The 20,661-nt window shown below is 54.9% G+C and carries 18 protein-coding genes; all 18 read left to right on the forward strand.

Annotated elements, in window-relative coordinates:
* Positions 1-34: 34 nt before the first annotated feature.
* The 18 genes from AC3YUO_RS02750 to AC3YUO_RS02835 all read left to right on the forward strand — a co-directional run bounded on the left by AC3YUO_RS02750 (position 35) and on the right by AC3YUO_RS02835 (position 20,659).
* Positions 35-2,725, forward strand: coding sequence for an N-6 DNA methylase (locus AC3YUO_RS02750; RefSeq protein ID WP_489961528.1), 2,691 nt, complete (start codon positions 35-37; stop codon positions 2,723-2,725).
* Complete coding sequence (locus AC3YUO_RS02755; RefSeq protein WP_489961529.1) at positions 2,719-3,942, forward strand: restriction endonuclease subunit S; 1,224 nt, start codon at positions 2,719-2,721, stop codon at positions 3,940-3,942. Before AC3YUO_RS02750 ends, AC3YUO_RS02755 begins: the two co-directional genes overlap by 7 nt.
* A gap of 11 nt (positions 3,943-3,953) precedes the next feature.
* Positions 3,954-7,064, forward strand: a complete 3,111-nt coding sequence (locus AC3YUO_RS02760; protein WP_489961530.1) for a type I restriction endonuclease subunit R — start codon at positions 3,954-3,956, stop codon at positions 7,062-7,064.
* Positions 7,057-7,821 carry a M48 family metallopeptidase gene (locus AC3YUO_RS02765; protein ID WP_489961531.1) on the forward strand — a complete coding sequence of 255 codons (765 nt, stop codon included), beginning with the start codon at positions 7,057-7,059 and terminating at the stop codon, positions 7,819-7,821. The genes AC3YUO_RS02760 and AC3YUO_RS02765 overlap by 8 nt, the downstream gene beginning before the upstream one ends.
* Positions 7,787-9,382: a hypothetical protein gene (locus tag AC3YUO_RS02770; protein ID WP_489961532.1), complete on the forward strand. Its 1,596-nt coding sequence runs from the start codon at positions 7,787-7,789 to the stop codon at positions 9,380-9,382. The genes AC3YUO_RS02765 and AC3YUO_RS02770 overlap by 35 nt, the downstream gene beginning before the upstream one ends.
* A 377-nt stretch (positions 9,383-9,759) precedes the next feature.
* A complete protein-coding gene (locus AC3YUO_RS02775) occupies positions 9,760-10,155 on the forward strand; it encodes a sigma factor-like helix-turn-helix DNA-binding protein (RefSeq protein ID WP_489961533.1) in 396 nt (131 codons plus the stop codon).
* A gap of 76 nt (positions 10,156-10,231) precedes the next feature.
* On the forward strand, positions 10,232-10,432 hold the full coding sequence (locus AC3YUO_RS02780; protein WP_117142106.1) for a hypothetical protein: 201 nt from the start codon (positions 10,232-10,234) through the stop codon (positions 10,430-10,432).
* The gene (locus tag AC3YUO_RS02785; RefSeq protein WP_489961534.1) at positions 10,425-10,736 is read left to right on the forward strand and encodes an rRNA biogenesis protein rrp5; all 312 of its coding nucleotides are present in this window, start codon (positions 10,425-10,427) and stop codon (positions 10,734-10,736) included. The genes AC3YUO_RS02780 and AC3YUO_RS02785 overlap by 8 nt, the downstream gene beginning before the upstream one ends.
* On the forward strand, positions 10,736-11,878 hold the full coding sequence (locus tag AC3YUO_RS02790) for a DUF2800 domain-containing protein (RefSeq protein WP_489961535.1): 1,143 nt from the start codon (positions 10,736-10,738) through the stop codon (positions 11,876-11,878). Before AC3YUO_RS02785 ends, AC3YUO_RS02790 begins: the two co-directional genes overlap by 1 nt.
* Before the next feature lie 4 nt (positions 11,879-11,882).
* Complete coding sequence (locus tag AC3YUO_RS02795) at positions 11,883-12,434, forward strand: DUF2815 family protein (protein WP_489961536.1); 552 nt, start codon at positions 11,883-11,885, stop codon at positions 12,432-12,434.
* 66 nt (positions 12,435-12,500) lie between these two features.
* Positions 12,501-14,441, forward strand: coding sequence for a DNA polymerase (locus AC3YUO_RS02800; RefSeq protein WP_489961537.1), 1,941 nt, complete (start codon positions 12,501-12,503; stop codon positions 14,439-14,441).
* A 10-nt stretch (positions 14,442-14,451) separates the two neighbouring features.
* Positions 14,452-14,877, forward strand: a complete 426-nt coding sequence (locus AC3YUO_RS02805; protein ID WP_489961538.1) for a DUF7768 domain-containing protein — start codon at positions 14,452-14,454, stop codon at positions 14,875-14,877.
* Positions 14,874-17,225 (forward strand): virulence-associated E family protein, encoded by a 2,352-nt coding sequence (locus AC3YUO_RS02810; RefSeq protein WP_489961539.1) that lies wholly within the window; start codon positions 14,874-14,876, stop codon positions 17,223-17,225. The genes AC3YUO_RS02805 and AC3YUO_RS02810 overlap by 4 nt, the downstream gene beginning before the upstream one ends.
* A 249-nt stretch (positions 17,226-17,474) precedes the next feature.
* A complete protein-coding gene (locus tag AC3YUO_RS02815) occupies positions 17,475-17,756 on the forward strand; it encodes a VRR-NUC domain-containing protein (protein ID WP_489961540.1) in 282 nt (93 codons plus the stop codon).
* Positions 17,737-19,092, forward strand: coding sequence for an SNF2-related protein (locus AC3YUO_RS02820; RefSeq protein WP_489961541.1), 1,356 nt, complete (start codon positions 17,737-17,739; stop codon positions 19,090-19,092). Before AC3YUO_RS02815 ends, AC3YUO_RS02820 begins: the two co-directional genes overlap by 20 nt.
* Complete coding sequence (locus AC3YUO_RS02825) at positions 19,089-19,502, forward strand: DUF1492 domain-containing protein (RefSeq protein ID WP_489961542.1); 414 nt, start codon at positions 19,089-19,091, stop codon at positions 19,500-19,502. Before AC3YUO_RS02820 ends, AC3YUO_RS02825 begins: the two co-directional genes overlap by 4 nt.
* Before the next feature lie 126 nt (positions 19,503-19,628).
* Entirely contained in the window at positions 19,629-19,988 is a 360-nt protein-coding gene (locus AC3YUO_RS02830; RefSeq protein WP_022189879.1) for an HNH endonuclease, read from the forward strand.
* Between the two features lie 119 nt (positions 19,989-20,107).
* Positions 20,108-20,659, forward strand: a complete 552-nt coding sequence (locus AC3YUO_RS02835) for a P27 family phage terminase small subunit (protein ID WP_489961543.1) — start codon at positions 20,108-20,110, stop codon at positions 20,657-20,659.
* The last annotated feature ends 2 nt before the right edge of the window (positions 20,660-20,661 follow it).

The raw sequence follows: 20,661 nt of genomic DNA on the forward strand, positions 1-20,661 counted from the left end.
TAATGACTAAAAAGAATGGAGATCAAAGAGGGCTATGGCAGTGAAAAAAACAGAATTATATTCTCTCTTATGGGAGGCTTGCAATAAGCTGAGAGGCGGCGTGGAACCGGCAAGGTACAAGGATTATGTGCTTGTCCTGCTGTTCTTCAAATATGTATCGGACAGATACAAGGGTCAGCCTTTTGCCGAATTTACCGTCAGCAAGGGGGCGTCCTTTGATGACTTGATTCTCGCGAAAGGAAAGCCAGATGTCGGGGAGCGCGTGGATAAGATTATCCAGAAGTTCCTTGAGGACAACAGACTCCAAGGCTCCCTTCCCGATGTCAGTTTCAACAATCCAGACGAACTTGGCTCCGGCAAAGAACTGGTCGATAAAGTGTCCGGCTTAATCGCCGTATTTCAGAATCCGGCGATTGACTTCAAAAACAACCGTGCCAGCGGCGATGACATCATCGGCGATGCTTACGAGTATTTCATGATGAAGTTTGCGCAGGAGTCCGGCAAGAGCAAAGGGCAATTCTATACGCCGAGTGAGGTGTCCCGTATTATCGCACGGCTTATCGGCATTGGCAACATCCGTCAGATGCCGACCAAGAAGTGGACTCTGTACGATCCGGCCGCAGGCAGCGGAAGCCTTCTCATCAGGGCAGCGGACGAGGCTCCAGTGGATGAGAACGGCGATTCTATCGTGACCATCTTCGGTCAGGAAAAAGACCATGCCACGGCAGGCTTGGCAAAGATGAACCTTATCCTCCACCAGAAAGGTACAGGCGAAATCAAGCGCGGAAACACACTGGTAGATCCCGCCTTTACGGACGATTTCGGCGAATTGAAGAAATTTGATTTCATCGTCATGAATCCGCCTTTCTCCGATAAATCCTGGAGCGATGGCATCAAGACATCTGAAGACAAGTATAAGCGTTTTGACGGCTATGGCATTCCTCCCGAAAAGAACGGAGACTATGCCTGGTTCCTCCATGTCCTGAAATCCCTGGATAGTAACGGCAAGGCGGGCATCATTATGCCGCATGGCATTCTGTTCAGAGGCAATGCAGAAGAAGCCATCCGTATCGAAGTGCTGAAGAAGAGATACATTAAAGGCATTGTGAGCCTCCCCGCAAACCTGTTTTACGGAACGGGTATTCCCGCCTGCATCATTATCATAGACAAAGAGGATTCCGAAACCAGGGAGGGCATCTTCCTGATTGATGCAAGTCGCGGATTCAAGAAGGACGGCAACAAGAACAGACTCCGCGAGCAGGATATTGAGAAAATCGTCCAGACATTTACTAGCCACCTGGAAATACCAGGCTATTCCCGCTTTGTAAAATATACAGATATCCTGGAGCAGAACGCAGGCAATCTGAATGTCCCCCGCTACATACAAAAAATTGATGATACGTTGCCGCAGAATATCGCGGCGCATCTGAAGGGCGGCATTCCGGGAACGGACATTGAGTCGCTGAAGAGGCTGTGGGATATCTCCCCGGCTCTAAAGCAGGAAATCTTTACCTGCGTGGATGAGGCACACGATGTATATAACCTTGCTCTCCCGTCAGGCGAGATCGAGGGTGTGATCGGTCAGGACGCCAGCATCCTTGCCGAGAAGCAGAAAGAAACCGATGCGATATTCGCGCAGTGGCGTGATTCAGTAAAAGACATCCTGCTCGGTATCGAGTCCGAGACCAATCCGAAGGAACTGATCCGCATGATTGCGGTCATGCTCCTCAATGCTTATGGATCCGCACGGCTTCTCGACAACTATGATGTTTACGACTGCCTGCTGAATTACTGGAACGCAAAGCTGCAGGATGATGTTTACGCCATCAAAGCCAGCGGTTATGAAGTTGGTCGGGAAATCGAATACGAGTACGCGCAGAAGAAAGCGAAGGATGAAAACGGCGAGACGATCTCCGTGGACGATACTTCAAAGGTAAAGTCCTTCGAGGGCGCACTCATTCCGAGAGAGATTATCGAGGCGGTCTATTTTGCTGACGAGCTTGCCGCTATCAATGAACTGATGGAACAGTCTGCGGCTCTTGAGGCGGAACTTGACGAGATGCGCGAAGAGGAATCCGGCGATGAGGGCTTGCTGAAGGATGTGCTGAACGATAAGGGTGACAGCATTCCGAAGGCAAATCTCAATAAGCGGCTCAAAGAACTGGACGCTAAAAAGACGTCCGCTGTCATGGACGCCATGACGCGCCTTGTCACGCTCTTTGACGAGGGCAAGACCGATGAGATGGAGACGCTCATCCGCGAGATGCCGGAACTGGCCGAGTTTGATATCCGCAACAAGAACGGCACATTCGGAAAAGCAAAGCTGAAGGCGGCGCTAAAGGCGACAGCTGATTCCGCAGTTGTGCCGGAGATTTACAAAGACGAGTACGATGCACTTACTGCTTATGCTGCCAAATCTGCCGAAAAAGATGAAGCGGACAAGGCGTGGAAAGAGGCCCGCAAAGCCCTGGATGATAAGGTCGAATCAAAATACGGTGAACTGACTGTAGATGAGATTAAACATCTCCTCTTTGACATGAAGTGGATGGCAAAGCTGGAAGCAGATATCCGAGACGAAATCGAACAGGTGTTGAACAGTCTGTCCTCCAAGGTCCTTCTGATTGCCAAGCGATATGAGCATACGCTTGGTGAAATCGAGGATAGAACCGCAAAATCAAGAGCGGCGGTAGTGGAGGCTCTGGAAAGGATGGGATACAAATGGTAACTTATCCGCTGGAATGGACGGAGAAGCCGTTTAATGACTTTATGAAAATAAAGCGTGGCGCTTCCCCACGTCCGATTGAACGGTATCTTACAAAAAGTACAGATGGTGTGAACTGGATAAAAATCGGCGATGCTCCGCGTTTTGGGAAAAATATCACATCCACGGCAGAAAAGATCACGCCACATGGTGCTGTGCAGTCCGTGAGTGTATATCCAGGAGATTTTATCCTTTCCAACTCGATGAGTTTTGGAAGACCGTATATTTTGAATATTGGCGGATGCATTCATGACGGATGGCTTCGCTTATATGATTTTCAAGCAGAGGCAAATGACGAGTTCCTATATTATCTGCTGTCTTCATCATATGTGAAAAAACAGTACGAGGCTTTTGCAGCTGGAAGCGGAGTTCAGAATCTGAACAAAGAAGTGGTAAAGAAAGTGACGGTACATCTTCCTTCTTTGCCTGAACAAGAAGAAATCGCCAGGACTCTTTCGCAGTTCGACACCTACATCGATGACCTTGCCGAGTTGATTGAGAAGAAGCGCGGCATCCGCGATGGTGCTTTGGAAGACTTGATTCGTCATCAGACACGAATTGAAGGCTTTAATGACGAGTGGACAACGGTATCATTTAATCAGGTTATTACTCCGAAGGCTCGAATTGGCTGGCAGGGATTGAAAAAGCACGAATACTTGAGGTCTGGATACAGTTATTTGATTGGCGGTACGGATTTCTCTCATGGAACCGTCATCCTTGATAATATTTGGTATGTCTCTAAAGATCGCTATGATATGGATGCAAATATCCAGGTGTCGGAGAATGATGTGCTTGTGACGAAAGACGGCACTATCGGAAAAGTGGCACTTGTTCCAGAACTTGAAAAGCCGGCAACGCTGAACAGCGGTGTGTTCGTATTTAGAACGAACAATAGATTATTACCAACATTTTTATTCAGAGTTTTGTCCTCTTCTGTATTCAGAGAATTTATCGATACTCTTTCTGCAGGGTCGACGATAAAACATCTGTATCAAAAGGATTTGAAGAACTTTGAATTTGAAATTCCTGTGGACAAGAAGGAGCAGGAGGCAATCGCAGATACGCTGACTGCAATGGACGAAGAAATTGAAGCATTGGAAATCGAACGGGATAAGATAATTCAAATCAGAGAAGGCGCAATGGATGATCTGCTAACAGGTCGTGTCCGCCTGAGTATATAAGGAGGCGCAAGATGGCAACGGTAGATGCTGAAAAGAAATTACAGAACAGGGTCCTGCATTGGCTCGTTGACGATCTGGGCTATACCTACCTTGGCAACCTGGAGGATATCGATAATACGCCTGTCAAAGAAGAACTGTTGAAGGCGAATCTCAAAAAGCGCGGATACACCGATGACCAGATCAAGACCGCTATCAGCGAGCTTGTGGGCAAGGTCAACAACCAGTCCGATACGCTCTATCAGATTAACCGCAGCGTGTACTCCCTGCTCCGTTACGGCAGACAGGGAGCGAAGGACGCGAACGGACATCGCCAGACCGTCCATTACATTGATTGGGATGATATCGGCAAGAACGACTTTTTCGTAGCGGAGGAGATATCCGTCCTGCGCTTCGACAAGGTAACAAGGAAGCGTCCCGATGTGGTGCTTTACATCAACGGAATCGCTCTCGGCGTGTTTGAACTGAAGAGTTCCTATGTCAGCGCAGGTAAGGGTATCCGTCAGCTTTTGCAAAATCAGAAGCGTGAAAATATCCTGAACTTTTTCAGCACAGCGCAGTTCCTCTTCGCAGGCAATGAGGCGGAGGGGCTGTTCTACGGCACAATCAATACGCCGGAGAAATACTATCTGAAATGGAAAGAGGACAAGAAAGCCACCGATGACCTTTCAGCTAAAGTCAAGCTGCTGCAAGTTAAGGAAGTCAACCGTCTGCGTGACGGCGTGGTGTCTCTCTGCCAGAAAGAGAGGTTTCTTTCTCTCGTACACGACTTTGTGATTTATGATGCGGGAATCAAGAAGGTCTGTCGCCATAACCAGTATTTTGCGAACATCGCCGCCCGCAAGCGTATTCAGGACGGCGAGGGAGGCATCATCTGGAACACGCAAGGTTCCGGCAAATCGCTCATAATGGTTTGGCTCACCAAGTGGATCATCGAGAACATTAACGACAGCCGCGTGGTCATCATTACTGACCGTGACGAACTGGACGATCAGATTGAGAGCCTCTTTATCGATGTGGAAGAAAAGGTGCGCAGGGCGAAAAGCTGTGCCGATCTCCGTTCTATCCTGGATAAAAACGAGGATACCATCGTCTGTTCTCTTATTCACAAGTACGGCCATAACGCCGGAAGCCAGTCTGATATCGACCAGTACCGAAAAGAACTGCTGAAAGACCTGCCGAAGGACTTCAAGGCGAAAGGCAACATCATCGCCTTTATTGATGAATGCCACCGTACCAATTCCGGCAAACTTCATGAGGCGGTAAAGGTGCTGATGCCGGACGCTATCCTGATTGGCTTTACCGGGACTCCGCTGCTGAAGACTGACAAGAAGTCCAGCATTGAAACCTTCGGCACATACATCCACACCTATAAATTTGATGAGGGTGTGGCTGACGGCGTAGTTCTCGACCTGCGCTATGAAGCGAGGGATGTTGACCAGGATTTGTCCAGCCAGGATAAAGTCGATTTGTGGTTTGAGCAGAAAACGCGGGGCTTGACCGAGCGGGCAAAACTCCAATTGAAGCAGAGCTGGACATCCATCAATAAGCTATACAGTTCCAAGCAGCGTTTGGAGAAAATCGCATCCGATATCGTGTTTGACATGAGCCTGAAACCGAGGCTTAAGGATGACCGCGGTACGGCTATGCTTGTGGCGGGCAGCATCTATGAAGCCTGCAAGTATTGGGAAATATTCATGAGCATGGGCTTCACCAAATGCGCCATCGTGACTTCCTACGAGCCGACTACGCAGAGCGTCAGAACGGCTACCTCCGATCTGTCGCAGGAAAGCGAAGAAGAATACAAAAAGAAAATATACGAGCGGATGCTCGGGGATGAAAAACTCGCCGAGTTTGAAAAGCGTGTCAAAGAGCAATTCAAGGATGAGCCGGCGCAGATGAAGCTGCTGATTGTGGTGGACAAACTGCTGACTGGCTTTGACGCTCCGAGCGCGTCCTATCTGTATATCGACAAATCCATGCGCGACCATGATCTGTTCCAAGCTATCTGCCGCGTCAACAGACCGGACGGCGAGGATAAGGATTACGGATACATTGTGGATTACATGGACTTGTTCCGCAATGTTCAGCTTGCCGTTGCCGACTACACATCCGAGGCGTTTGACGGCTACGACAAAGAAGATGTCGAGGGCCTTATCAAAAACCGCTATGACGAGGCGAAATCCGAACTGGAAGGTACACTTGCCTCTCTTGAGGCGTTGATTGAAAATGTACCCGCTCCACAGGCGGATACCGACTTCATCGAATACTTCTGCGGCGAGGACAGCGAGGATGATGAAAAGACTGCACGGAGAGATACTCTCTATGCGCTTACGGCATCTCTTTCTCGTTCCTTTGCGAACTGCTGCGACCGTCTTGTAGCGGATTATGGGTATACCGAGGATGATGTCAACCATCTCCGCGGCGAGATTTCCGGGTACAATAAAATCAAGGAAATGATCAAGCTGGCAAGCTGCGACTATATCGACCTTAAGCCATATGAAGTGGATATGCGCTATATCCTCGACACATACATCCGTGCCGAGGACACCAGGGTTGTCAGCGAACTTGGCAATATGTCTATCGTTGAACTGCTCCTCCAAGGCAAGACTACCACGCCTGTTGACCTGGTAAAAGACCTGCCGGGTAACGATGAGGCGAAGGCGGAGACGATTGACAACAACCTGCAGCATGAGATCGTAAAAAAGATGAGTTCCAACAGCGTGTATTACGGCAAGCTGTCCGAGATGCTCAAGAAGATCATCATGCAGCGTAAGGTTGAAGCGATGAGCTACGAGGAATATCTGCGACAGGTTGTGGAACTGGCTGAAGCAATCCTTCATCCCGAAACGAACGGCAGTTATCCCGATGAAATCAAGGACAGTGCGGCAAGACGCGCTCTCTACGACTATTTTGAAGAAAATGTCGAATTGACGATTGATGTGGACGGTGCGATCCGTGTTTCTATCCAGCCTGACTGGAAGCGGAATTTCCAGAAACAGCAGAAAATAAGGCTTGCTATTTACCGGAAGTTATTGCTTCATATGTATACCGAAGACAGAGCCACCGAGGAAACCAACAATGTCTTCGATATTGTACAAAGGCAGGAAGAATACGATGCGTAATGATGAAATGCTTATCGGCGGATTGTTGATAGAGGTAATCAGGAAGAAGAACCTGAAAAACCTCTATGTCAGGGTCAATCCGCCGGAAGGAAATGTAACTGTAAGCACACCAATGGAGCTATCAAACGAGGATATAAAACTCTTTGTCCTTAAGAAGCTCCCGGAAATTACGAAGGTCAGGGACAGGATGCTCTCGCAGGAGAGACAGAGCAAGCGGGAATATGTTTCCGGCGAATCCCACTATCTTTGGGGAAAGCCCTACCGCCTGCAGGTCGTTTACGAAGGAACACAGCATAAGATCGTAAAGTCCCCTACCAAAATCATTATGACTGTGCCGGAGGGAACGGATGCCGATGCAAGAGAAAGGCTGTTCGCCGAATGGTACAGACAGGAATTAAAGCGTGTGCTTGAGTCCGTAATAATCGGATGCGAAAAAAAGACGGGCGTTTATGCGGATGAGTTCCGCATAAAGAACATGAAGACCAGATGGGGAACCTGCAACATTGAAAAACGCAGGATATGGATCAATCTCCAGCTTGCCAAAAAACCGATGGAATGCCTCGAATATGTGGTGATACACGAACTGGTGCATCTGCTGGAAAAAAATCACACTCACAGATTCCATGCGCTTGTTGAGGAGTATTGCCCGACATGGCGAGAGGCAAAGAAGATGCTTGCCACCATGCCTCTGGATTACATGGAAAAAGGAGAGTCGGATACGGATGACGAACAAACCGACATCGAGCGATATCTTTGATATAAATAAGAAAACGGGAGCCTTGATTCTTGGTAAGAATCGCCTTGATGATTATGCGACTAAGTATCTGACAAGGCATTGCAAAAAGGCTCTTGAAACGCCGATGCCGTTGCCTGTTGATGAAATATTGCAGAAAGCAAATCTCACGGTCAAGGAAGTCTCTCTGTCCCGCAATCTGGACATTTTCGGGTGCTGTCTGCTTCTCGATGGTGAAGTTGAAATTTACGATCACGAGCAAGGCACATCCAAAACCGTATCTTTTCCGGCGGGAACAGTTCTGATCGATCCGGATTCCGAGGCAATGTACGGGGAAGGCGCAAAACGAAACACGCTCATCCATGAGGCTCTTCATTGGGAAAAGGATAAAACATATTTTGAAATATTGGCGGTGAAGAATGCGGCGGCATCCGAAAAACTGTATCCGATTATGTGCCGCCTGTCCGAAACATTCTACGAGCCGCCGGAAGGGAAAAAGACCAAAGAAAACGAAGTAAAGTGGCTTGAGTGGCAGGCGCACCGACTGGCTCCGCGAGTGCTGATGCCGTTTGAGATGTTCAAGAATAAAGCGCTTGAACTGATCGACAGCTATCAGAATCCGCAGAACGACATTATTCCGTCCTGCGACACATTGATTGAGGATTTGAGCACCTTCTTCATTGTGTCTCGCGTGTCTGTCAAATACCGCTTGATTGAGGTCGGGCTGCTTGGTCGCATATCCGGCTTCGAGGATTTTGATGCTGTTTTTGCAGAGATCAATAACAGCAAGGAACTTGTCGCGCTGACTCCTGTGGAGGCGTATCAGCTATTGAGTCTGGACTCCTCCCTTCGGGAATGGGTCAGCGGCGGTCAGTTTGTTTTTGCTGACGGATACTTTGTGCTGGCGGATAAGAAATACATAACCGCAAAAGAAGACGGTCTGCATCTGACGGCGAAAGCCAAAAAGAACTTGGCGCAGTGTGTTATCAATATCCGTGAGCATAAATATACGACCTACCGAAATATACAGAAGGACTTCGTAGGATTTGCCGTTCTTTATCATGGGGAAGGAATAGATCAGCGTATGCTGACATTCCATCCAAAATACCAGGCAAATTTCAAGTACGAAGAAGATGATGTGTATTCAGCATTCCGAGATCATATTCTCACTTACGATGAGAACGAAGAAATCGAACTGGTTAAGCGGCTGGGTGATCCGACCACTACGCTCTGTCAATGCCTGTGGTACCTGATGGAAAACAGAAAGTGGAACTACCCGGAAACATTTAACGACAGAACAGGTCTGCATAAGAATTATCACGGCAAAATAAAGAACGACAAGTACAATAATATGGGGACAGAGGTTCTGATGGCCATCTGTGTCGGCTTGCGGCTGAACCTCCGCATCGTGGAGAAGATATTCGACAAGTCCGATAACAAACTGAATTATTATCAGGACCCCGACAAGACATATATCCGTATTTTAGAGAATATGCCCGGATTATCCTTGCAGGATTTCAACGGCGTTTTGAAACAGGCAGGCATCAAAGAACTGGGCAGCACAATAAAAGATGATCCCGATTAAAAATCCGATAACTCACTGAGTTGGTTTTGGACCCCGAAAGGGGTCCTTTTTTTATGCCTTGAAATGGGAAAGCGGCTTAGTTTCTGAGCTTTATGACCAACTCGATGAGTTGCTCTTCAAAAAATAAAAACTGCGATAATAGAGCCAGGCAATTGAATGATCGGTTGCCTATATCAATCTCAATAGTCCGAGATGGCCATTAGGACGATGGGATGCATAAGACCTTGGAACACAGTGATATAAACTGCGTTCCGAGTGAAGATGCCCCACCGTTGACTTTTGGCGTTCATTTTCGGATTGGCAGAGTCTGTGGGTGTCTTCAGCCACAGGCTCTTTTGTGTCCCACCGTCCTTTGACCCGGACGGAAAGGACACAAAATGAAGATTACCTACAAATTTGTCACTGGGGAAGTCGCGGAGGTCGAGGTTTCTGAGGAAATCGGTGCCGTGATTGTCGACCTGGATCGCCAGGAGTACAACAACGACCACAAGGAGACCCGCCGGCATTATTCGCTGGAGGGCAAGGTCTACGAAGGTATGGACTACGCCGCAGAGGATTCCGGCCTGGAAGCCCTCTTTGCCGGCCCCACCGATGAGGAGCGGCTTCATGCCGCCATCCGGCAGCTCTCCCCTGACCAGCAGGAAATGGTACGGGCTATCTATTTTGAAAACGTAAGCGTCAACGACTACGCCGCCCGGATGGGCGTGACGCAGTCCGCCATTTCCCACCGTTTGCAGACTGTGAAGAAAAAATTGAAAAAACTTTTGGGCTGACCCTCATATTCAGCCCTTCTCCTGGCTGTACTTCGGAAGGAGCAAGAAAAGCAGCCTTCCAGAAAGGATGAACGCCATGAGGCACAAGCTGAAGATCAGCGTGTCCAAGGAGCCGCAGAACGGCGGGGTGGTCAGATGCCGCAGTGTGACGCTGCGGGAGAAGATGCTCACCCGGCTCCTGGGCCGCAAAGAGCGTGTGATGATCCTCATTCCCGGCAACACCGTGGAATCCCTGGACATCACCGAGCTGTCGGAGGGAGGTGCGGCCTGTGAGTAAGATCAAGCTCCTCCTGGATGTGGTGGAGGATATGCGCTCCCTCGCTGACAGTCTCCAGTCATTGGCGGACGCCATGATCCAGGGAGAAGCCCCGGAAGCCGAGCCTGTACAGAAGGCCGCTCCGCCCCATCCAAAGGAGCCGGTGGTCACGCTGGAGCAGGTTCGGGCAGTACTGGCTGAAAAAAGCCATGACGGGAAAACCGAAGCGGTTCGGGAGCTGCTGCAGAAGTACGGCGCTCCGAAGCTGTCGGCGGTAGACCCCAAGCACTACCCGGCGCTGCTGAAGGATGCGGAGGTGCTCTGATGCCGCCCTCCAAACACGCCGTTCTCTCTGCCAGCGGCGCCCATCGATGGCTCCACTGTAACCCTTCGGCACGACTGGAGCTGGAGTTCGCCGACCGGGAGACGGAAGCCGCAGCCGAAGGCACCGCTGCTCACGCTCTGGCTGAGCACAAGCTCAAAAAGGCGCTGAAGCTGCGTTCCCGGAAGCCCGTCAGCCCATATGACTGCGATGAAATGGACGCCTATACCGATGGGTATGTGGAGTTTGTGCTGGAACAGCTGGAGGAAACAAAGGCGCTCTGCGCCGACCCTCTCGTCCTCATCGAGCAGCGGCTGGACTTCTCCTGCTATGTGCCGGACGGCTTCGGCACTGGCGACTGCCTGATCGTGGCGGACAAGCTCCTGCACATCATTGATTTCAAGTATGGGCAGGGCGTCCTGGTGGACGCGGAGGAGAATCCCCAGATGATGCTGTACGCCCTGGGCGCCCTCCGGCAGTTCGACCACCTCTACGACATTGCCCAGGTCGCCATGAGCATCTACCAGCCCCGCCGGGAGAATGTGTCCACCTGGACAATCTCCGTGGAGCAGCTCATGGAGTGGGCGGAACAAACCCTCAAGCCCAAGGCGGAAATGGCCTACAAGGGTGAAGGGGACTATGTCCCTGGCCCCTGGTGTACCTTCTGCAAAGCGGCGGTGAAGTGCCGCGCCAGAGCGGAAGCCAAGCTCCAGCTCGCCAAGTACGAGTTCGCCATGCCGCCGCTCCTCACCGATGCGGAGATCGAGGACATACTCTCCCGTCTGCCCGGCCTGACCAAGTGGGCCGGCGAAATCGAAGCCTACGCCCAGGACGCTGCCGTTCATCACGGCAAGGTGTGGCAAGGCTTCAAACTGGTGGAGAGCCGCACCAACCGCAAATACACAGACGAGGAAGCCGTGATCCGCGCTGCCAACGCCGCCGGGTACCACGACATCTTCAAGAAGACCCTCATCCCCATCACCGAGATGGAGAAGCTCATGGGTAAAAAGGCCTTTGCTGAGATCCTCGGCAGCCTGGTCGAAAAGCCCAAGGGCAAGCCGACCCTGGTTCCGGTATCCGACCGGCGTCCGGCCATCACCACGATGGATGCCGCCCAAGAATTTACTGAAATTACGGAGGTATAACGATATGTCTATCAATCACAAGAACCCGACCAAGGTGGTCACCGGTGTTGTCCGCCTGTCCTACGCCAACGTCTGGGAGCCGGCTTCCATCAACGGAAGCAACCCCAAGTACAGCGTTTCCCTCATCGTCCCCAAGACCGACACCAAGACCATCGATGCCATCAACGCCGCCGTGGACGCCGCCATCAAGGACGGAGCCGCCAAGTTCGGCGGTAAGATCCCCAACAAGGCTGCGTTGAAGCTCCCCCTGCGGGATGGTGATCTGGAACGGGACGATGAAGCCTATAAAGGCGCCTACTTCGTCAACGCCAACAGCACCACCGCGCCCCAGATCGTGGACCGCTCCGTGCAGCCCATCCTGGACCGCGCCGAGGTCTACTCCGGCTGCTACGCCCGTGTGTCCGTCAACTTCTACGCCTTCAACTCCAACGGCAATCGCGGCATCGCCTGCGGTCTGGGCAATATCCAGAAGGTGCGGGACGGTGAACCTCTGGGCGGTCGTTCTTCCGCCGCGGATGACTTCGCCACCGATTTCGATGACGATTTCCTTTCCTAACAACAATTCGGCAAGGGTGGTGGAGGGCAACCTCTGCCGCCCTTATGCCGCAGGAAAGGAGACCTTATGAAAACCTTATCTATCGACATTGAAACCTTTTCCCCGGAGCCGCTGGCCAAGTGCGGCGTGTACCGCTACTCCCAGGCACCGGAGTTTGAAGTGCTGCTGTTCGGCTATTCCGTGGACAGCGGCCCTGTCCGGGTGGTGGATCTCACCGCCGGCGAATGCATCCCCGCCGATGTGCTGGCGGCGCTGACAGACCCTGCGGTGTCCAAGTGGGCCTTCAATGCCCAGTTCGAGCGGGTCTGTCTCTCCCGGTACCTGGGATACCCTGTCGGACAATACCTGGCTCCTGACTCCTGGTACTGCACCATGGTGTGGTCTGCGACCCTGGGTCTGCCCCTCTCTCTGGAGGGGGCCGGCGCCGTGCTGGGTCTGGAGAAGCAGAAGCTCAAGGAGGGCAAAGACCTGGTGCGCTATTTCTGCACGCCGGCAAAGGCCAGGGATGGCTCCGCCTTCCGCCGCCTTCCTACAGATGCGCCGGAGAAGTGGGCCGCCTTCAAAGCCTACAACCTCCGGGATGTGGAGACAGAGATGTCCATCCAACAGAAGTTATCCCGTTTCCCAGTCTCCCAGGAGGAGTGGGAGAACTACCATCTCGACCAGCGCATCAACGACCGGGGCATTCTGCTGGACCGTACCCTGGTGGTCCAGGCCATCCGCTGTGACGAGCGGTTCAAGCGCACCCATCTGGAACAGGCCCGCTCGGTCACCGGGCTGGAGAACCCCAACAGCCCCGCCCAGCTCAAAGCGTGGCTGGCGGAAAAGGGCGTGGAAGCCGAGTCCCTCTCCAAAGCATCCGTACTGGAACTTCTGTCCCATGCGGAGGGCGAGGTGGAGCTGGCCCTGTCCCTGCGGCAGGAGCTGGCCAAGAGCAGCGTCAAGAAATACACCGCCATGGAGTCAGTGGTCTGTCCGGATGACCGCGCCCGTGGGCTGATCCAGTTTTACGGAGCCAATCGGACCGGCAGATTTGCCGGGCGGCTCATCCAGGTGCAGAACCTTCCTCAGAACCATCTGCCTGATCTGAAACAGGCCAGGACACTGGTGCGGGATGGGAGCTTTGACGCCGTGGAGCTGCTCTACGACTCCGTCCCGCTGGTGCTTTCCGAACTAATCCGCACCGCCTTTATCCCCAAGCCGGGATGCCGCTTCTTCGTGGCGGACTTTTCGGCCATCGAAGCGCGGGTCATCGCCTGGATCGCTGGGGAGCAGTGGCGGCAGGAGGTGTTCGCCCAGGGCGGTGACATCTACTGCGCTTCGGCCAGCCAGATGTTCCATGTCCCCGTGGTCAAACATGGGGTCAACGGCCATCTCCGGCAGAAGGGCAAGATCGCAGAGCTGGCCCTGGGCTACGGCGGCTCGGTGGGGGCGCTGAAAGCCATGGGTGCGCTGAACTACGGCCTGACCGAGGAGGAGCTGAAGCCCCTGGTGGACGCATGGCGGCAGTCCAACCCCCGCATCGTGAAGTTCTGGTGGGATGTAGACCGTGCCGCCGCCGCCTGCGTCCGGGACAGAGTCCCCGCCGAGACGCACGGCATCCGCTTCTTCTACCAAAGCGGCATGATGTTCATCGTGCTCCCCTCCGGCAGAAAGCTGGTGTATGTGAAGCCCAAGATGGGCGTCAACCGCTATGGCAGCGAGTCCGTCACCTACGAGGGTGTGGGCGAACAGAAAAAGTGGCTGCGGCTGGAGAGTTACGGTCCCAAATTCGTGGAGAACATCGTCCAGGCCACCGCCCGCGACATCCTGGTGGAAGCCATGCGCCGGCTGGAAGCGGCGGGGTACCCAATCGTCATGCACGTCCATGACGAAGCGGTCATCGAAGCCCCGGCGGACACATCCCTGGATGACATCTGCGCCATCATGGGCCAGACCCCCTCCTGGGCGGAGGGACTGCTGCTCCGGGCAGACGGTTATGTCTGCGACTTTTATCAGAAAGACTGAGGTGACCCTTATGGGAATCAACAAATTCAACTGTGAGGGCTACTACGACCCTACGGCCTATGAAGCCCTGACCCGGATCGAGAACGAGGCGCGCAAGCTCCGCTCCTTCCGTCCGGTCGTGTATATCTGCTCACCGCTCTCCGGGGATCTGGAGGGCAACCAGGAAAAGGCGGCGCGCTACTGCCGCTTCGCCGTGGACGCCGGGTATATCCCCATTGCGCCTCATCTGTACTTTCCCCGGTTCATGGATGACGCCAACCCCAGGGAGCGGGATCTGGCCCTGTTCATGGACATCGTCCTGCTCACCAAATGCGCCGAGCTGTGGGTGTTTGGGGACACCATCTCCAAGGGCATGAGCATCGAGATCGAGAAGGCCAGGCGGAAGGGCCAGCCAATCCGCTATTTCACGGAGAACTGCCAGGAGGTGGCCATATGAAAATCGCTGTCGGCAACAGCCGCATGGACAAGAAATGGAAGAACCGGGACATCTCCTGGGAAGACCTGTGCGCCAGGGTCGGCTCCACCATCCGCACCACGGAGACCGTGGAGGAGTACCGCAAGCTGAAGAAGGGCGCCCAGGACAACATCAAGGACGTGGGCGGCTTCGTGGGCGGTCAGCTCCGGGAGGGCCGGCGCAAGAACGGCATGGTGCTCTGCCGCTCCATGCTCACCCTGGACATGGACTACGGCAAGCCTGGGGTCTGGGACGAGATCGACCTGCTCCACGACTTTCAGTGCTGCGTCTACTCCACCCATAAACACACGCCGGAGCATCCTCGGCTGCGGATGATCATCCCCCTTGCCCGCGACATCACCGAGGAGGAGTACCCGGCGGTGGCCCGGATGGTGGCCAAGGAGATCGGCATTGACCTGTTTGACGATACCACCTATGAAGCCTGCCGCCTGATGTACTGGCCCTCCACCTCCGCAAACGGCGAGTTCTTCTACAAAACCAAGGAAGGCCCGTTGCTGGACCCGGACGCCTATCTCGCCAAGTACGCCGATTGGCATGACGCTTCCACCTGGCCGGTTTCCTCCCGCCAGTCCGAAGCGGTGCGCCGGAACATCACTCAGCAGGCCGACCCTCTGAAAAAGCCCGGCATCGTAGGCGCTTTCTGCCGCGCCTACACCATTGAGGAAGCCATCGAAGCCTTCCTCTCCGATGTCTACGAACCGTCCGCCATGAACGGGCGCTACGACTACATCCCCGCGGACTCCGCCGCCGGCGTAGTGGTGTACGATGGGAAGTTCGCCTACAGCCATCACGCCACCGACCCGGTCTGCGGCAAGCTGTTAAACGCCTTCGACCTGGTGCGGCTCCACAAATTCCGGGAGCTGGACGAGAACGCAGGGCTGGACACCCCGCCGGGCAAGCTGCCCTCCTTCAAAGCCATGAGCGACCTCGTCCTGGGAGATGATAAGGTCAAAGCAGTCTTCGCCGAAGAGCGCATCGCCCAGGCCAGCGCCGAGTTTTCCGATGAGGACTGGCAAAACGGCCTGGAACTGGACAAGTCCGGCCATGTGAAGAACACCCTGCACAACCTGACCCTCATTCTGGAGAACGACCCCAACCTCAAGGGCGTGGTGTTCAACCAGCTCCTGGACGGGATGGAGATCAAGGGCGAGGTACCCTGGAAGCACCCATCCAAGTTCTGGCGGGACGCCGATGACGCCCAGCTCATCAGTTATGTGGACGCCCACTACGGCACCTTCTCCGCTCGGAACTACGATATTGCCGTGACCAAGGTGGCGGATGACCGGGCCTATCATCCCATCCGGGAGTTCATCGAGAGCCTGCCGGAATGGGATAAGGTCCCCCGCGTGGACACCTTGCTGGTGGACTATCTGGGCGCCGCCGACACCGCATACGTTCGGGCGGTGACCCGGAAGACCCTCTGCGCCGCCATCAGCCGGGTACTGCGTCCGGGCTGCAAGTTCGACTCCATGCTGGTGCTCAACGGCCCCCAGGGTGTGGGTAAGAGCACCCTCATCGCAAAGCTGGCCGGAGAGTGGTTTTCGGACAGTTTGAACCTGGGTGACACCAAGGACAAGACCGCCGCCGAGAAGCTCCAGGGGTACTGGATCTTGGAGATCGGCGAGCTGGCCGGGCTGAAGAAGGCCGAGGTGGAGACCCTGCGTTCCTTTCTCTCCCGGCAGAACGACATCTACCGAGCTGCGTTCGGCAAACGGGCCACGCCCCATCTGCGCCAGTGCGTGTTCTTTGGCACCACCAACGCCGAGTCCGGCTATCTGCGCGACACCACCGGCAACCGCCGCTTCTGGCCGGTCAAGACCCCCGGCAGCGGAAAGAAGCAGTCCTGGAATCTGACCCACGAGGAGATCCTACAGATCTGGGCGGAAGCCCTCGTGTATGTGCGGCAGGGTGAGAAGCTCTACCTCTCTCCCGAAATGGACGCGCTGGCCAAGGACGAGCAGCGGGAAGCCATGGAGTCCGATGAGCGCGAAGGGCTGGTGCGGGAGTATCTGGACACCCTGCTGCCGGAACGCTGGGCGGAGATGGACCTCTTTGAACGCCGCAACTTCCTCACCGGCTCCGACTTCGGCGGTCTGCAGGAGAAGGGGACGGTGAAGCGCACCAACGTGTCCAATATGGAGATCTGGTGCGAGTGCTTCGGCAAGGAACGGGCCAACCTGCGCCGCACCGACAGCAATGAGCTGACGGGCATCCTGGCGCGGCTGGGCTGGAAACGGGAGGAGAGCAAGGTGCGCATCCCCCTCTATGGGCCGCAGTACGTCTTTGTTCCGAAGGGGTGTTCCCAATGAAGATATGCTCAGGCACAAAATCCGGGAACAAGTTCCCAGGGGCAGCTCCGCACTTTGGAACCCCCGCCGGAACACCCCATGGGAACGGTGGAAGCCCCATAAGCGGCAAGGAAAACCGGCTTCCTTGTTCCTGTGTTCCCAACATTTCTTATATATCGAAAGATGTAAGAAATAGAGGTCATCAGCACGCGAAACACGCATATACGCGCATAAGGGGATTTTTCGGTTCCCGGAACACAGGAGGCCGATATGCGGGAGAAAGCCATTGAAGCCAAGCTGGTGAAGGCCGTCCGAATCATGGGCGGTCTCGCACCCAAGTTTATAAGCCCTGGGTTTGATGGAGTGCCAGACCGCCTGGTGCTCCTCCCCAAGGGGAAAATCGCCTTCATTGAGCTGAAAGCGCCCGGCAAGGCGCTCCGGCCTTTGCAGATAAGGCGGAAACAGCAGTTGGAAGCCCTGGGCTTTCCGGTGCATCGCATCGACAGCCCAGAGCAGATTGGAGGGATACTGGATGAAATACAGTCCTCATAAATACCAGACCTACGCCACGGACTTCATCCTGGAGCATCCCGTTTCGGCGGTCTTCCTCGACATGGGTCTCGGCAAAAGTGTCATCACCCTGACCGCCATCTTCGACCTGTGCCTGGACAGCTTCCTGGTCCGCAAGGTGCTGGTCATCGCCCCGCTCCGCGTGGCTGCGGACACATGGCCCGGTGAGATCGAGAAGTGGGATCACCTGCGAGGGCTTACCTACTCGGTTGCGGTCGGCAGCGAAGCCCAGCGCAAGGCGGCGCTCCTGCAGAGGGCCAGCGTGTACATCATCAACCGGGAGAACGTCCAGTGGCTGGTGGAGGACAGCGGGCTACCTTTCGACTACGACATGGTGGTCATCGATGAGCTGTCCTCTTTCAAAAGCTACCAGGCCAAGCGGTTCCGCGCTCTGCTGAAGGTGCGGCCCGGCGTCAAACGCATCGTGGGCCTGACCGGCACGCCCTCCTCAAACGGACTCATGGATTTATGGGCGGAGTTCCGGGTGCTGGACATGGGCAGACGCCTGGGTCGGTTCATCACCCGGTACCGCAGCGCCTACTTTCAGCCGGACAAGCGCAATGCCCAGGTGGTGTTCTCCTACAAGCCCCTGCCGGGAGCCGAGGACGCCATCTATGAGAAGATCTCCGACATCACTATCTCCATGCGGGCCGGCGACTATCTGGATATGCCGGAATGCGTGGTCAACGAGGTCAAGGTCGACCTCTCCGAAAAGGAACGGCAAGCCTATGACACCATGAGGGCGGAGCTGGTGCTCTCCCTGAACGGTGAAGAGGTGGACGCCGGGAACGCGGCGGCTCTGGCGAACAAGCTCTCCCAGATGGCCAATGGCGCGGTGTACGGGGAGGACAAACGGGTGCTCCGTCTGCACGACCGCAAGCTGGACGCTCTGGAGGACCTCATCGAAGCCGCCAACGGCAAGCCCGTCCTGGTGGCCTACTGGTTTAAACACGATCTGGAGCGTATCCGGGAGCGGTTCATCGTCCGGGAGATCAAGACCAGCCGGGACATCGCCGATTGGAACCAGGGCAAGATCCCGGTGGCGGTCATCCACCCGGCGTCCGCCGGCCATGGGCTGAACCTGCAGTCCGGCGGTTCCACCCTCGTCTGGTTCGGACTGACCTGGTCGCTGGAGCTTTACCAGCAGACCAACGCCCGGCTCTGGCGGCAGGGGCAGAAAGACACAACTGTGGTCATCCACCACATTATCACGAAGAACACCATTGACGAGCGGATCATGTCCGCCCTTCAAAAGAAGGAACGGGCGCAGTCGGCTCTGATCAACGCAGTCAAAGCGGATCTGGAGGTGCGAAAATGACAGCGAAAGAATATTTATCCCAAGCCCGGCTGCTGGATGCCCGGATCAACGCCAAAATCCAGCAGGTTTCGACTCTGAACGATTTAGCGACCCACGCAACTGCCACCCTGACGGGGATGCCCCACAATCCCAACCGGTCCGAGTCCCGCATGGCGGAAGCGGTGGTCAAAATCATCGACCTGCAGAATGAAATCAACCACGACATCGATGAGTTGGTGGACTTGAAGCGGGAGATCACCCGCCGGGTGAAATCCATCCCCAACGACGAGTATCAGCTCCTGTTGGAGAAGCGGTATCTGTGCTTCATGCCCTGGGAGAAGATCGCCGTGGACATGGGCTATTCCATCCAGCACATCTACCGTCTCCACGATTGGGCGCTGCGGGAATTTCCCGTCCCCCAGGAAACATGATAGTTCGATGTATTGAATGAGAGTAGCTCCGTAGTGTATCATTAAAATTGCCAAGAGAATCAAGCGAAGCCATCGTGGGGCCACCCCCTGCGGTGGCTTTTCTTATGCCCGGAAGGAGGTGGAACGGTGCCTACAAAGCCCAAGCGCCCCTGTTCGTACCCCGGCTGTCCCAAGCTGACGGACGGCAGGTTCTGCGAGGAGCACGCTAAAGCGGAAGCCAAACGCTATGAGAAGTACGACCGTGACCCGGCTGTACGCCGCAGGTATGGCCGCGCCTGGAAGCGCATCCGCGACCGGTACATCCAGGAGCATCCGCTGTGTGAGCTGTGCCAGCGGGATGGCAGGCTGACCCCCGCCGAAGAGGTGCATCACAAGGTACCTCTCTCTGAGGGCGGCACACACGCACGGGACAACCTCGTTGCCCTCTGTAAATCCTGCCACGCCAGAATCCACGCCCAGTGCGGGGACCGCTGGCACAAGCACTGACCCGGTAGGGGGATAAAAATCTCTACAGCCTGTGGGCCGTGCAACGGGCCGGGGGTCTCGCGCACAAAATCGCGGTTTCAAAGGGGGTATATACCCCAGGCCGAGAAAGGAGGTAGCCTGTGGCCAAAGACGGTACCAACCGCGGCGGCGCCCGTGCTGGTGCCGGCGCAAAGAAGAAGCCCCTCGCAGACAAAATTGCCGAGGGCAATCCCGGCAGAAGGAAGCTGACTGTCATCGACTTTCAGGACACAGCCGATTTAGAAGGTCAGCCCATGCCGAAACCGTCAGCCATGCTGTCCGCCACCCAGAAGGATGGCAAGACACTGGTCGCCGCCGAGATCTATGAAAAGACCTGGACCTGGCTGGCGGAGCGGGGCTGCGCCGCTCTCGTTTCCCCGCAGCTTTTAGAGCGATACGCCATGAGCGTGGCCCGCTGGATACAGTGCGAGGAGGCCATCACCGAGTACGGCTTCCTCGCCAAGCACCCCACCACGGGGAACGCCATTCAAAGCCCCTATGTGGCGATGAGTCAGAACTTCATGTCCCAGACCAACCGCCTGTGGATGGAGATCTACCAGATCGTCAAGGAGAACTGTTCCAGCGAGTACGGCGGGGCCACGCCCCAGGACGATGTGATGGAGCGGCTGCTGTCCGCTCGGAAAGGAAAATGAGT

It is taken from the genome of Pseudoflavonifractor sp. HNCC25GI2, from assembly GCF_058136395.1.